At 70.6% G+C, this 14885-nt stretch carries 10 protein-coding genes; 9 read left to right on the forward strand and 1 reads right to left on the reverse strand.

The features are described from left to right. The first annotated feature begins 147 nt into the window (after window positions 1-147). From TA3x_RS27300 to TA3x_RS27315, 4 genes are all read left to right on the forward strand, one after another. Complete coding sequence (locus tag TA3x_RS27300) at window positions 148-348, forward strand: hypothetical protein (RefSeq protein WP_435017840.1); 201 nt, start codon at window positions 148-150, stop codon at window positions 346-348. 127 nt (window positions 349-475) lie between these two features. After that, the gene (xrtE, locus tag TA3x_RS27305) at window positions 476-2113 is read left to right on the forward strand and encodes an exosortase E/protease, VPEID-CTERM system (protein WP_435017841.1); all 1638 of its coding nucleotides are present in this window, start codon (window positions 476-478) and stop codon (window positions 2111-2113) included. 92 nt (window positions 2114-2205) lie between these two features. Next, complete coding sequence (locus TA3x_RS27310; protein ID WP_435017842.1) at window positions 2206-5529, forward strand: SdrD B-like domain-containing protein; 3324 nt, start codon at window positions 2206-2208, stop codon at window positions 5527-5529. 232 nt (window positions 5530-5761) lie between these two features. After that, window positions 5762-7747, forward strand: coding sequence for a glycoside hydrolase family 97 protein (locus tag TA3x_RS27315; RefSeq protein ID WP_435017843.1), 1986 nt, complete (start codon window positions 5762-5764; stop codon window positions 7745-7747). A 77-nt stretch (window positions 7748-7824) separates the two neighbouring features. Here TA3x_RS27315 and TA3x_RS27320 read toward each other — a convergent pair whose 3' ends face one another. Continuing rightward, window positions 7825-10089 (reverse strand): hypothetical protein, encoded by a 2265-nt coding sequence (locus TA3x_RS27320; protein WP_435017844.1) that lies wholly within the window; start codon window positions 10087-10089, stop codon window positions 7825-7827. 342 nt (window positions 10090-10431) lie between these two features. Between TA3x_RS27320 and tssA the strand changes: the two genes are divergently transcribed. From tssA to tssE, 5 genes are all read left to right on the forward strand, one after another. Further along, complete coding sequence (tssA, locus tag TA3x_RS27325; RefSeq protein ID WP_435017845.1) at window positions 10432-11511, forward strand: type VI secretion system protein TssA; 1080 nt, start codon at window positions 10432-10434, stop codon at window positions 11509-11511. Between the two features lie 108 nt (window positions 11512-11619). Then, window positions 11620-12165, forward strand: a complete 546-nt coding sequence (gene tssB / locus TA3x_RS27330) for a type VI secretion system contractile sheath small subunit (protein ID WP_435017846.1) — start codon at window positions 11620-11622, stop codon at window positions 12163-12165. Then, complete coding sequence (gene tssC, locus TA3x_RS27335; RefSeq protein ID WP_435017847.1) at window positions 12162-13649, forward strand: type VI secretion system contractile sheath large subunit; 1488 nt, start codon at window positions 12162-12164, stop codon at window positions 13647-13649. Before tssB ends, tssC begins: the two co-directional genes overlap by 4 nt. 219 nt (window positions 13650-13868) lie before the next feature. Beyond that, window positions 13869-14384: an Hcp family type VI secretion system effector gene (locus tag TA3x_RS27340; protein WP_435017848.1), complete on the forward strand. Its 516-nt coding sequence runs from the start codon at window positions 13869-13871 to the stop codon at window positions 14382-14384. Between the two features lie 21 nt (window positions 14385-14405). After that, window positions 14406-14885 (forward strand): type VI secretion system baseplate subunit TssE, encoded by a 480-nt coding sequence (gene tssE, locus TA3x_RS27345; protein WP_435017849.1) that lies wholly within the window; start codon window positions 14406-14408, stop codon window positions 14883-14885.

Genomic DNA, 14885 nt, shown 5'->3' on the forward strand with positions numbered 1-14885 from the left:
GGCAAGGCCATCCGCCCGGACCGGGCCCCACGAAGGTGCTCGGAGATAAAGAGTTCGGGCGATTGTTGCGCCAACTTGGTGTGGTCGTAAGGAAGCCGAACCGGCCAAGCTGTTTTTGCATGTCCATGCACCATGGATTCCTCACCAATGAATCGCATTTTCCGCACTTTCATGAACGTTTCCGGACTGATGCTCATGACGGCCGGGCTGTCGTCCCTGGCCCTGGCCGGCGATCCCCCGTTCATCCCCAATGCCGTCCCCGAGCTGGATCCGGGCTCGTTGGGCAGCGCCCTCACGATCGCCAGCGGTGCCTTCTTCATGCTGCGTGGGCGCCGCGCCCCGAAGTGATCCGCACGCCTCGCCCCGCACGAGCGACGGGGCCGATGGGCATCGATGATGATGCCCATCGGCCCCCTCCCGCCCGCCCGCCCGCGACGATCCCCCACCCCCGCCCCTCCCGTTGAGGAAGCCCCCCGTGAGCCTGGCACGGTCGATCGCCCGCGCACCCTCCGAATCCTGGGCCCGGCCCGGCCTCCGGGCTGCCCTGGTCCTGTGGCTGGCGGCCGAGGTGGTCGCGTTCACCATCCATTTCGAGTCGGGGGACATCCCGGCCGGCGCGGCCTGGTCCGTCGGCCTGATCAAGAACCTCGGCTGGGTGGCCCGCCCCGCCATCGTGGCGGCGATCGCCGCGACATGCCTGGGGGCCGGGGCGGTCGGGCGGCTCCTGGCCGGCGCGGCCTCGCGGTGGAACCCCTGGCCGTTCCTGGCGGGCCACGTCGCGATGATGGCGCTCTTCGCCGGCCTGTCCGATGCCCTGGTCGCCGGCCTGGCCACGTCCCGATACGCCGACCTCGCCGTCGCGGCCTGGCTCGGGTCCGGGGCCGCGGCGCTCGGCCTGTGGCTGGCGGCCCTGCTGCCCCGGCCGCTGTGGGGGCCGGCATCCCGCGCGATGGCCGGGCCGCTGGCCTGGGGGGCGGCCGCCGGCCTGCTGGCCTGGGGGGCGGGCCGCTCCACGGCCGGGCTGTGGGACCAGTTCCACCGGGCCACGTTCCGGGCGGTCGCCGCCCTGCTGGGGATCGGCTTCGCCGGGCCGATCTGCGACCCGGACCAATTCGTGGTGGGGGCGCGGGGCTTCGCCGTGACGATCGCCCCGGCCTGCTCGGGGTACGAGGGGATCGGGCTGATCTGGGCGTTCCTGGGCGTCTACCTGATCCTGTTCCGCCGCGAGCTGCGGTTCCCCGCCGCCCTGCTCCTGCTGCCCATCGGCACGGCGGTCATCTGGGCGGCCAACGTGGTCCGGATCGTCGCCCTGGTCGCCATCGGCGCGGCCGGGCATCCGGGGCTGGCGGTGGGCGGGTTCCACTCGCAGTCCGGCTGGATCGCCTTCAACGCGGTGGGCCTGGGCCTGGTGATGGCCTCGCGGGCCACCGGCCTGCTCGATCGCGGGCGGGGGGCGGCCGGGCCCGCCGAGGGGACCAACCCGGTCGTCCCGTTCGTGATGCCGCTGGTGGTCCTGGTCGGGTCGGCGATGATCACCGGGGCCCTGACGAGCGGGGCGTTCGATGCCCTGTACCCCGCCCGCGTCGTCGCCGTCGGCGCGGCGTTGTGGCTGCTCTGGCGGCGCCCCGCCACCTTCGATCTGAATGGGTCGTGGGCGGCCGCGGCGATCGGGGCGCTGGTCTTCGCGCTCTGGATGGCCCTGGAGCCGGCCCCGGCGGGCGGCGAGGGGTCGGGGCCGATCCCGACCGCGTTGCGGGCGATGTCGCCGATCGCCGCGGCGTTGTGGCTCCTCGCCCGGGTCGTCGGGTCGGTGGTGACGGTGCCGATCGTCGAGGAGCTGGCCTTCCGGGGCTTCCTGCTCCGCCGCCTGGCCTCCCGGGACTTCGAGTCCGTCACGCCCGGGCAATTCACCTGGTTTTCGCTGATCGCCTCCTCGGCGTGCTTCGGGGCACTCCACGGGCGATGGTTGGCCGGCACCCTGGCCGGGATCGCCTACGCGATGGCCTATCGCCGCCGCGGTAGGCTCGGCGACGCCGTCGTCGCCCACGCCGTCACGAACGCCCTGATCGCGGGCCTGGTGCTCGCCTCGGGCCGCTGGTCGCTGTGGACCTGAGATTCACCCCCCAAGGCAACGACGCCCGTCCTCCGGGGACCGTCCCCGGTCGCCGATCGTCCCACGCGCTTTCATCATTCAGGGCCTCATTCATGCTGGTTTCTTCCCGACGCGTCGCCCCCAAGACCTCCCCCCGCCGCCCGCTCAGGCGCCCGCTCCGCCCCGGGGTCGAGGCGATCGAACGCCGGACGCTGATGGCCGCGAACTTCCTCCAGGGGGTGTCGTTCGTCGACAACAACGCGAACAACGCCCTCGACGCCGGGGACGCACCCAGGCCCGGCATGACCATCCAGCTCCGGGATGCCGCGACCAACGCCCTGCTCAACAGCACCCTGACGAACGCCGAGGGCTACTACCGGTTCGACAACCTGTCCGCCGGCAAGTACAAGCTGGTGGAGGTCCCCTCGGCCGGCTACCTGGCGTCCGACGCCGAGGTCAACGCGGTGTTCAATGCCGGTGCCTGGACCGGCAACGCGATCGAAGTCACCATGCCCAACCCGAACCTGGGCTCGCCCGTCAAGATCCAGCGCACGCCGGGGATCGCGGGCGGCTATCAGGGGGTGGACACCGCCTTCACCCTCGCCGGCGGCACGGACATCTACAACTCGTTCTCTTCGCTGCCCTATGCGAGCAACGCCCACCAGTTCCAGGTCAAGCTGGTCGCGGGCGACGCCAATACGCCCGTCACCCCCGACTTCTACACCTACTGCTTCGACCTCTTCCACATCGCGCCCGGCTACTTCGGCCCCTACGAGGTGACGCCCGAGACCGTCCCCCAGAACCTGCCCCCGGCGGTGACCGACCACCTGGGCGAGATCGGCTGGCTGTATAACCACCACGGCAAGAACCTGGCCACCAGCGGCGCGGACGGGGCCGGCCTCCAGCTGGCCTTCTACGAGCTGACCTACGACAAGACGGTCGACCTCGCCGGCGGCAACTTCAAGGTCAACACCGCCACCACCGACCCCGCCGCCCTGGCCGCCGCCCGGTCGTACCTGGCCCTGGCCGCGGGCCGCGACGAGCGCTCGATCTTCCTGAACACCACCGACCCGGTCGACACCGCCGACTACCTGACCTGGGGCACGCAGGGGTTGATGACGACCGAGTCGTTCAACTTCATCAACACCCCGTCCGTCTCGCTCGGCGATTACGTGTGGCTGGACGGCAACGGCAACGGCGTCCAGGACGCCGGCGAGAACGGCGTCGGCGGCGTGGTCGTCAACCTGCTCGACGCCTCCGGCACCGTGATCGACTCCAAGCCGACCGCCGGCAACGGCTCCTACCTGTTCGACAACCTCGCCCCGGGCACCTACTCGGTGCAGTTCGTCCTGCCCGGCGGCTACGCCTTCACCGGCAAGGACCGGGGCGGTAATGACCTGAAGGACTCCGACGCCGATCCCGCCACCGGCCGGACCGCCACCACCACCCTGGCCGCCGGCCAGTCCGACCTGTCCCTCGACGCCGGCCTGACCGTGCTGCCGGTCTCGCTGGGCGATTATGTGTGGCTGGATAGCAACGGCAACGGCGTCCAGGATGCCGGCGAGAACGGCGTCGGCGGCGTCAGGGTCAACCTGCTCAATGCCAACGGCACGGCGATCGACTTCCGGATCACCTCCTCCGCCGGCGCCTACCTGTTCGACGGCCTGGCGCCCGGGACGTACTCGGTGCAGTTCGTCCTGCCCGGCGGCTACGCCTTCACCGGCAAGGAGAAGGGCGGCAACGACCTGAAGGATTCCGACGCCGATCCCGCCACCGGCCGGACCGCCACCACCACCCTGGCCGCCGGCCAGTCCGACCTGTCCCTCGACGCCGGGCTCACGATCCTGCCGGCCTCGCTGGGCGACTACGTCTGGCTGGACGGCAACGGCAACGGCGTCCAGGATGCCGGAGAAGACGGCGTCGGCGGCGTCACCGTCCGGCTGCTCAACGCCTCCGGCTCGGTGATCGGCACCAAGCAGACCGCCTCCAACGGATCCTACCTGTTCGACGGCCTGGCGCCGGGCACCTACTCGGTGCAGTTCGTCCTGCCCGATGGCTACGCCTTCACCGGCAAGGACCGGGGCGGCAACGACCTGAAGGACTCCGACGCCGACATCCTCACCGGCCGGACCGCCACCACGACGCTGGCCGCCGGCCAGTCCGACCTGTCGCTCGACGCCGGGCTCACGATCGTCACCGGCTCGATCAGCGGGACCAAGTTCCGCGACCTGACCGGCAACGGGCTCACCGCCGACGACACGCCGCTGGCCGGGGTCAAGATCTACCTCGACGCCAACAACAACGGCAAGCCCGACTGGAACGAGGCCTGCACGACGACCGACGCCAACGGCAACTACCGGTTCACCGGGCTGAAGCCCGGCAAGTACACGGTCCGCGAGGTGGTCGCCAGCGGCTGGATCCGCACCGGCCCGGTCCTGGCCGACAACTACGTCGTGAATGTCACCCCCGGGGCCGACGCGGGCGACAACGACTTCGCCAACACCGAGACCGGCTGCGACTGCCAGATCTCCTGCGTCGTCTACATCATCAACGGCTGCCGGCAGGTCTCCGACCTCCGCGGCAACGTGAATCAGGGCGACACGGTCACGGCCCGGTTCACCGTGAGGAACGCCTCGGCGAGCAACCCCGCGGTCTTCTCGCTGGTCAGCTACACGGCCCCGAACTCCTGGTTCTCGGCGGCCGACGCCGCCAAGCAGGAGGTCTACGACATGGCCACCGGGACCTACACCACCAACGGCACCTACACGCTGAAGATCGACGTCCCGGACAGCTTCTTCCAGGTCGACTTCGTGTGCGGCAAGGTCATCGACCGCTTCGGCCCGGCCGGCAGCAACCTCTTCTACACCCCCCAGGGCCGCCTGATCAGCGCCGATAACGGCGGGTGCGGCCTGAACAACAATGCCCTGGCCGACAACGACACCGGCACGGCCGACTTCTGGGCAGGCTCCACCGGCCAGGCCCTGATCAAGGGTCTGAACAGCGGCAGCACCTCCAAGGCCCTGGGCAACTGGCTGGCCAGCAACTTCTCCAACCTGTACGGCAAGCTCGCCGGCAAGACCAACGCCGACGTCGCGGCGTTCATGAAGTCGCTCAACTGCAGCTCCAGCACCCAGCTGGAGGCCGACATCCTGGCCACCGCCCTGTCGGTCTACGTGACCGACGCCGACCTCGCCGGCATGAACGCCGTGGGCTACGGCTTCCACGTCTCGTTCCTGGGCACGGCCGTGAAGAAGGCCAGCGTGGGCTCGGCGGGCAGCTATCTCGGCCTGTCCAACAACGTGAAGTACTCCGTCTGGACGATCCTCGACGCGGCCGACGCCAAGGCCTCCAACGGCGTCGTCCTGGGCAGCAGCTCCTACGGCCGCTCGCGGGTCGGCAGCCTCTTCGCCGGCCTGAATGACGCCGGCTCGATCTGATCGCCCGATTTGCCAAAGAGCCGAGGGGCCGCCCCGCCGGATGACCGACCGTCCTCACCAGGACTCTAGGTCATGCTTCGAGGCCGGCCCCTCGATTCCGTTCGAATCCCCCGAGATCGGCCCGCGTCGATCGTCGTCGGCCGTCCGTGGGCCTTGCCCCGGGAGGGTGTGCCGGTCATCCTCGTGGGTGTGCGAGGCGAGATCGAGGGGGCCGGGCGGAAGGAGCGAGCGAATGGGTCGGCAATCCTGGACGATGACCTGGGCCTTCGGCCTGCTGGCGGCGGGGGCGGCCCTGGCCGATGGGCCGGTCGAGGTGGCGTCGCCCGGCGGCGAGATCCGCGCGGCGATCTCCCTGGACGGGGCGGAGCCCCGCTATGCCGTCACCTACCGGGGCCGGCCGGTCGCCCTGCCGTCGCGCCTGGGCGTCGACCTCGGCGACGGCTCGTCGCTGGGGGCGGGCTCGCGGATCGAGGGGGTCCGATCGCGCCGGGTCGACGAGTCCTACCGCCAGTTCCCGGGCAAGCGGAGCCGGGTCGTCGATCGCTACGCCGAGTCGGTGATCTCGTTCCGCGAGGCGAAGGGGCCGGCCCGGCGGTGGGAGCTGGTCGTCCGCGCCTCGGACGACGGGGTCGCCTTCCGCTATCGGTTCCCGGCCCAGGAGGGCTGGTCGAAGCTGGAGATCGCCGCCGAACGGACCGGGTTCCGCCCGCCCGACGACGCCCGGTCCGTGGCCATGCCGGTCCCCTCGTTCCTGATCTCGCACGAAGGCCTGTATCAGCAAGGCCCCGCGGCCGGGCTGCCCAGGGGCGGTCTGATCGGCCTGCCGTTGCTGGTCGAGCTGCCCGGGACGGGGTGGGCGGCCTTCCTGGAGGCGGACTGGCAGGACTATGCCGGGCTCTACCTGGCCCGCGACGACGGGCCGGGGGCGTCGCTGGCGGCCCGGCTCTCGCCGCTGCCGGGCGAGCCCGGGCTCGCGGTCCGCGCCGACCTGCCCCACGAATCCCCCTGGCGGGCGATCCTGATCGGCGACCGGGTCGAACGGCTGGTGGAGTCCGACCTCGCCCTGAACCTCAACGACCCGTGCGCGATCGCCGACACCTCGTGGATCAAGCCCGGCAAGACGACGTTCCCCTGGTGGAACGGCTTCTACGAGGAGCCCGGGCAGATCCCCCAGCGGCTGGACACGGCCACCGCCAAGTACTACATCGACTTCTGCGCCCGGGCCGGCATCCCGTATCACTCGCTCGACGGCATCGACGAGACCGCCTGGTACGGCGGCCCGCTCAAGCCGTGGAAGGGGGCCGACATCTCCCGGGGCAAGGAGGGCCTGGACCTCGCCGAGATCGTCCGCTACGGCAAGTCCAAGGGGGTTGGCATCCGCCTCTGGCTCAACTGGGCCGGGGCCGACGCGATGATGGATCGGGCGTTCCCGATCTATCGCGAACTCGGCGTGGAAGGGGTGATGGTCGACCTGATCGACCGCGACGACCAGGCGATCTCCCGGTTCGTCCGCCGCCTGGCGGCCACCGCCGCCTCCAACCACCTGACGGTGACGATCCACAACATCAAGGAACCGACCGGGCTGGAGCGCACCTATCCCAACCTGCTGGCCTTCGAGGCGGTGCGGAACCTCGAATTCGACAAGTGGGACCCGATCGGCGTCCCCCCCGAGCACGAGACGACCATCCCGTTCACCCGGATGCTCGCCGGCCCCCTCGACTTCCACCAGGGGTCGTTCCGGGTGGTCTCCCTGGCCGACTACCGGCCCCGCGACAAGGCCCCCAACGTGATCGGCACAACCTGCCGGATGCTGGCCTCTTACGTGGTCTATCAGGATCACCTGTCGATGGTCGCCGACTATCCCTCGGCCTATCGCGACCAACCTGCCCTGCCCCTCCTGGTCGCCATCCCCTCGACCTGGGACGAGACCCGATGCCTCGAAGGCAAGGTCGGCGAACTCGCCGTGGTCGCCCGCAAGCACGGCGACGAGTGGTGGGTCGGCGCTTTGGGAGGCCGCGAGGCGCGCGACGTGGCCATCCCGCTCAACTTCCTCGATGCCGGCCGGGACTATGTGTCGGAGACCCATCGCGACATGCCGGGCGAAATCCGCGGGTTCGAGTCGGAGTCGGTCAGGATCCGGTCGGATGCGACGATCCGGGCCCGGCTCGAACCGGCCGGCGGCCTCCTGATCCGCCTCAAGCCCCTCGCCGACCGCTGACGGGATCGGGCCCCGCGGCGATCCCGCCCCCGTGGCACGCGCGATCCCGGGGCCGTCGCGAGGGCCGGGGCCCGACCTCAGGGTGCGGCCCGGGGGGGAGGATCGACCTCCGCCCCGGCCCCGGTCGTCCCGCCCCGGGGGAACTGGCCGGGCCGATCCTCCGGGCCTCCGATCCATTCGGCGCCGACGACGGCGCGGCCGAACGTCCCCTTCCAACGATCCCAGGCGAGCGCGAGCTTCCGGAGGTCGGCCGGCCGGAACCCCTCCGGCTCGTCCAGATCCCTCCAGCCGCGCGGCGTGTGGCCGGAGTATCCGTTGATCGTGGGCTTGCCCCGGACGAGCCCGGCCCACATGGCGTCGAGGTTCGCCTTGACGGGGGGCAGGAGTTCGTCCGGGGTGTAGTAGAACGCCCCGGGCCCCGGGTCGATCCGCCGGGCCAGCGAGGCGATCACCTCGCGATTGGCGTGCTTGTCGAAGGCGGGGGTCGTCGTCCCCTGCTCCAGCAGGCAGATCGCCCCGAGGCCGAGGGCGATCGCCCACCTCCCCCCGCCCCGGAGCGCGTCGAGGGCATAGGCGAGGCCGATCGCGGCGGGGATGAGCAGGATCAGGCCGACCCGCGAGAGGAAGATCAGGGAGCTGCCGCCGGGGACGTGGATGTGGAAGAAATGCCAGGCCGTCCCCCCCTGGCTGAACACCACCTCGGCCGCGAGGCCGGCCAGCGCCAGGTGGGGCAGCGACCACGCCGGCGGGCGGGCCGGCGCCAGCCGCGCCGCCATCACCGCGAATGGGGCGGCCAGGGCGATCTGCCACACCGCCGGCCGATCCCAATAGGTGATGCCCACGGCGAAGGCCAGGAACCCGCCCAGCGCGATCGACTCGATCCCGGGGCGTGACCGGAGGCCCAGGAGCGCCGCCGCCCCGGCCAGCAGCCCGCCGACCGCCGCCCCGAGCCCCAGGACGAGCGGGGCCGGGAACAGCATCAACGATAATCCGACGACCAGCGCCCCCGTCGCGATGGCCTCGGCCCGGTCGTCCCCCCGCCCGACGAATGCCGCCGCGGCGATCAGCAGGGCGAACAGCCCGCAGCCGAGCAGGAAGGGGCCGACCGGGCCCTTCAACCACACCAGCAGGATGACCAGCCCGAACACCGCGACGAACAATCGGGGGTGGGCCTTCCGGTCGACGTAGGCGAACGCCGGTGGCCCGAGGATCAGCAGGCATTCCGCCGCCAGCACGAGGCCATCGGGCAGGCGCGTGAGGCAGAGGGCGAGGACGGCCGCGGCCGCCGCCAGCAGCCGGGTCGACGCGCGATGGCGCCCCAGGTAGAGGCCGGCCAGGACCGCGATCGTCGTCGCCCACCCGATGCCGAGCGGCGTGGTCAGCCCGGCCGGACGGGCCGGCCCGATCCCGCTGAGGCCCCCGACCCAGCGGCCGAGCCAGTTCTGCGGCCCCGTCTCCAGCCAGGTCACGGGCAAGGGCATCGCGCTCAAGGCCCACCCCAGCCACCGGGGGCCGAGTTCCCGGGACGCGGCCAGGTGGTGCGAGAGCCAGGGGCGGATCGCCAGCCCGCCGAGCCCCGCCGCCAGCGCGATCCAGGGGGCGTCCCGGGCCAGGGTGGCCAGGAACGGCCGCCGGGTCGAGGGCATCCAGATCGCGAGGGCCGAGGCGATGCCCATCGCCAGGACCATGAACCAGCCCGGGTAGAAGGCCGAGCTGAGCTGGGCCAGCATCCCCGCCGTCGCCACGATCCAGGCCGCCGCCCTCGCGGGGCGGGAGACGATCCCCCCGGAGAACAGCCCGAACAGGGCGTCCACGCTGATGAGGCTCAGGAACTGGGTCAGCTGGGTCTGCTGGGTGAGCATGTTGGCCCGGGGCGACCCGAAGGCGAACAGGAACGCGCCGGCCGATGCCGCGGCGGCCGAGACGCCGAGACGCCGCGTCAGGAGGTGGATCATCACCGCATAGTTGAGGGCGGACAGCGCGATCGTCCAGAGCTGGAACGACGTGTCGGGGGCGAAGCCCAGGGCCCGGAACGCCGCGTACAGCGGCGCGATCCCGAACATCGTGTCGGAATAGGCCGCGATGTTCCGGGCCGGGTAGAAGAAGGGAGGGTCCCAGTAGCTCTCGTGGCCCGGGAGGCCCCGATACCAGCGATAATTATGCTCAAGAAAATAGTTGATCAGCCGCGTGTCGGCGAGGTCCACCTGGATCCGACGCAGGCCCGACAGGATCATCGGGTGATGCATCATGAGGAGGCCGACGGCGCCGACCGCCGCCGCCAATGCAGCCCCGGGCCAATCGCGGCGGCCCGCCCCGCCCGGGATCTCGGATGTCGACATCATCGCCCCTCGGGAGCGCGAGCAGGGCTCGATCCAGTATCGGGGCCGCCCGCCGGATCCCCCGGCGGTCCCACCGTCGGGCACCCCGCGGCGCCGAATCTACATGAGCGGAGGATGACATTTCAATGGGGCATACCGGGGGATGGATCGATCGGTCCCCCACGCCGGATGATCCGATCCCGGCCGGGGGGCTCTCCGCAGGGCGGCGGACGGCCCGGCCTCGGGGAGAATCGGGCGTCGGCCCCGGATTCGATTGCATCCGGGCGACGCGCGTCCTATATCTTGGGAGGTGAGCGGGGACGATGCGGCCCCGCCCCTGAACCCGAACGAACGAGTCGAGCCCGGATGAGCGCCGACCCCCTGCTCGACCTCGATGCCCTGCTGGCACCGATCCCGGGAGACGATCCGTCGGGATCTTCGGTGCCGTACGCGACCCGCGAACAGCTCGAAGAAGGCCGCAAGGAGGTCAACCCGGACGACTATTCGGCCGACGACCCGCGCCGGCCCGACCAGCCCAAGCGTGCCGACTGGCCGGGGATCGCCCGCCTGGCGCGCGAGACCCTGATGGCGACGTCCAAGGACCTGATGGTCGCCGCGAGGCTGGTCGAGGCGGCGACCCAGGCCGGCGGCTTCGTCGGGCTCCGCGACGGCCTGAACCTGCTCCGGAGGATGGTCGACGAGGGCTGGGACCGGATCCGGCCGCCGGTCGAGGACCCGAGCGACCTGGAAGTCCGCGCCGCCCCGTTCTTCTGGCTCGACGACCCCGACCGCGGGGCCCTGTTCCCCAACACGGTCCGGTCGCGGCCGATCCTCGCCAGCGGGCCCGCCCCCTATAGCTGGCAGGACTGGCGGCGCGGCCAGGACGGCCGGGGCTCGGTCTCGCTGGAGGCGTTCGAGAAGGCCATCCTCGCCACGCCCCGCGAGGCGATCCAGACCACCCACGACACGCTGGTCGAGGCCCTGGAGGCGCTCGACGCCCTGACGCCGATCCTGGCCACCCGCCTCGGACCGGAGGCCCCAGGGCTGCTCTCGCTCCGCAAGGCCGTCGTCGAGTGCCGCGACCTCGCCGGCCAGATCCTGGCGCGGAAGGGATCGGCGCCGGCCGAGGCCGCGTCGGCCCCCGCGACGGCGGCCGACGCGCCCGGATCCCCATCCGAGGGCTCGACCGCCCCCGCCGCCGCCCCCGGCCGCCCGGCCACCCGCGACCAGATCTATCGCCAGATCGCCGAGGCCGCCGAATTGCTCCAGGGGATCGAGCCCCACAGCCCGATCCCTTACCTGCTGAGGCGGGCCGTCGAGCTGGGGTCGATGCCGTTCCCGGCGCTGATGCGCGAGCTGGTCCGCAACCCCGACGTCCTGGGGGAGATGGGCCGCGAGCTGGGGATCAAGCCCGAGGCCGCCCCGGAGGCGTCCGAATCGGGCTGATGCGTCCGAAATCGCCGGGCTCCCCGAATTTTCTTTTGATCGCCGCCATCGCGGGCGACACACTGTTCGTCGACCCCATCCGATACGCCCCGAAGGGCAGAGGTGACCATGCCGAGCGATAGCCTGCAACACAAGCTGGACCGGGTGCGACGGCCCCGGGTCCAGATCACCTATGACGTCGAGACGGGCGGCGCGATGGAGAAGGTCGAGCTGCCCTTCGTGGTCGGGGTTCTGTCCGACCTGTCGGGCTCGCCGTCCGAGCCCCTGAAGCCGCTCAAGGACCGCAAGGTCGTCACGATCGACCGCGACAACTTCGACGACGTGCTGGCCAAGGCCACGCCCCGCCTGGCGATGAAGGTCCCCAACCGACTGGCCGACGACGACTCGAAGATCGCCGTCGAGCTGAACTTCCGCAAGTACGAGGACTTCGAGCCGGCCCGCGTCGCCGAGCAGATCGCCCCGCTGAATGAGCTGCTCCAGATGCGCCAGAAGCTGACCCAACTCCTGAGCAAGATGGAGGGCAACGACAAGCTCGAAGGGCTGCTGGCCGAGATCGTGGGCAACACCGAGAAGGCGAAGGAACTGGCCGCGCAGATGGGCGTCGACGCCCCGGCCGAAGGCACCGAGGCCCCCAAGCCGGAGGCCGGAGCATGAGCACCGCCCCCGATCCCGCGTCGGCACCCGCCGCGACGACCACGACGACCGAGGCCCCCGGCCTCCTGGACCAGATCATCGCCTCCACCCGGCCCCAATCCAGCCAGGAGGCCGACGCCGCCAAGGACTACTTCAAGCAGTTCCTCGACCGGGTCGTCCAGCCGGGCCAGGTCGTGTCCAAGGATGTTGAAACCAACATCAAGCACTGGATCGCCACGATCGACGAGAAGCTGTCGTCGCAGCTCAACGAGGTCATGCACGCCCCCGAATTCCAGGCCCTGGAAGGGTCGTGGCGCGGGCTCCACTACCTCGTCCACCAGTCGGAGACCGGCGAGAACCTCAAGATCCGCGTCCTGAACGCCTCCAAGCGCGAGCTGTTCAAGGACCTGGACCGGGCCCCCGAGTTCGACCAGAGCGCCCTGTTCAAGAAGATCTACGAGGAAGAATACGGCCAGCTCGGCGGCCAGCCCTACGGCATGCTCGTGGGCGACTACGAGTTCGGCCGCGGCGCCGAGGACGTGGCCCTGCTCAAGATGGTCTCCAACGTCGCGGCGGCGGCCCACGCCCCGTTCGTGTCGGCGGCCAGCCCCAAGATGTTCAACTTCGACAAGAGCTTCGCCGAGCTGGCCACCCCGCGCGACCTGGCCAAGATCTTCGAGGGGGTGGAGTACGCGTCCTGGAAGTCGTTCCGCGAGTCGGAAGACTCCCGCTACGTCGCCCTGACGCTGCCGCACGTCCTCGGACGCCTGCCCTACGGCAAGGACTTCGCCAAGGTCGACGAGTTCAACTTCGAGGAATTCGTCGACGGCAAGGACCACGACAAGTACCTCTGGATGAACGCCGCCTGGGCCTACGCCGCCCGGATCACCGACGCCTTCAGCAAGTACGGCTGGATGGCCCGGACCCGCGGCGTCGAGGGGGGCGGCAAGGTGGAGGGGCTGCCGGTCCACACCTTCCCCACCGACGACGGCGACGTGGCGATGAAGTGCCCGACCGAGATCGCCATCTCCGACCGCCGCGAGTTCGAGCTGTCCAACCTCGGCTTCCTCCCCCTGCTCCACAGCAAGGGCCGCGACTTCGCCGTGTTCATGGGCGCCCAGTCGTGCCAGAAGCCGAAGACCTACTTCGACCCGGCCGCCAACGCCAACGCCGAGCTTTCGGCCAAGTTCAACCTGCTGCTCTGCACGTCGCGGTTCGCCCACTACCTCAAGGTGATGGCCCGCGACAAGATCGGCTCGTTCATGGAGCTGTCCGACGCGTCGAAGTGGCTCAACGACTGGATCAACAACTACACGGTCAACCCCCAGGGGGCGGGCGACGAGACCAAGGCGTCCCGGCCGCTGTCGGAGGCCAGCATCGAGGTCCGCGAGGTGAAGGGGAAGCCGGGCTGGTTCGAGGCGGTGGCCTACCTCCGCCCCCACTTCCAGCTGGAGACCATGTCCACGTCGCTGCGGCTGGTCGCCGAGGTCCCCAAGAAGGGTTGAGGTCGGTCGAATCCGGATGTCTGCCCGATGAAAAAATCCGGCCGGGGTGGCCCGAAACGCACCGGCCGGCGTAAGGATGTCAGCCGAGGACCGATCGGCGAGAGGCCCCGGGCGATGGTCGCCCGGGGCCCCGCCGGACCACCGAGATGACGCCCCGCGACGCCCCCGCCCGACCGGCCGGGGGAGGCGGTCGCGTCGTCGCCCGGGAGCTTGACGACGATGGCTTACGACAGCTTCATGCAGATCAAGGGGGGCTCGGCCCCGACCGGCGAGTCGACCGACACCGCCTACCCCCAGTGGATCGCCCTCCAGTCGTTCACCTTCGGGGCCAGCAACCCCAGCACGATCGGGTCGAGCACCCCGGGCAGCGGCTCGGGCAAGGTCGCGATCAGCAGCTTCAACGTCACCAAGCAGACCGACAACTCCTCGCCCGACCTGTTCCTGGCCTGCTGCAAGGGGGCCCACTTCGACAGCGCCACCGTGGTGCTCCGCAAGGCCGGCGGCGGCCAGAACGTGTTCCTCCAGTACGACTTCACCGAGGTCTACGTCGATTCGGTCAACTGGATCGGCAACGGCACCACCAGCGGTACCGCCTCCGGCGACACCCCGGGCGAGACCGTGTCCTTCTCGTTCGCCTCGGTGAAGATCACCTACACGCCGCAGGTCTCCAAGGGCGGGGCCAAGGGCACGCCCAACGTCAAGGGCTGGAACGTCACGACCAACACCAACGTCTGATCCAGGGATCAGGAGGCACCGATGGCACCCGGCGAGTCCCCATTCGGCCTGGTGCCGTCGCTCCTGGACCGGCTCATCGCCCCCGACGCCGACGGCACCGCCTGGCGTCGGGGCTTCGGGATCGAACAGGTCCGCGACGCGATCCGCCGCGACCTGGAAGACCTGCTCAACACCCACCGCTCCCACCCCGACCTCCCTCCCGGATTCGAAGAACTGATCAACTCGGTCTTCACCTATGGGATGCCCGACCCCTCGTCGCTGTCCGCGATGGCCCAGAAGCCGGGCGAGATCAGCCGGGCGATCGCGGAGGTGATCGACCGCTTCGAGCCGAGGCTCCGCGACATCGACGTCCGGGTGGTCGACCAGCCCGACGTCCACCATCGCCGGATCCGGTTCCAGATCGAGGCCCGGTTCCGGATCGAGCCGTTCTCCGACGTCGAGTTCGAGACGGTGCTAGAATTATCGTCGGGCCACACCTCGATCGAGCCGGCCGGGGCCTGA

Source organism: Tundrisphaera macrotermitis (assembly GCF_051175315.1).
GTDB lineage: Bacteria > Planctomycetota > Planctomycetia > Isosphaerales > Isosphaeraceae > Tundrisphaera.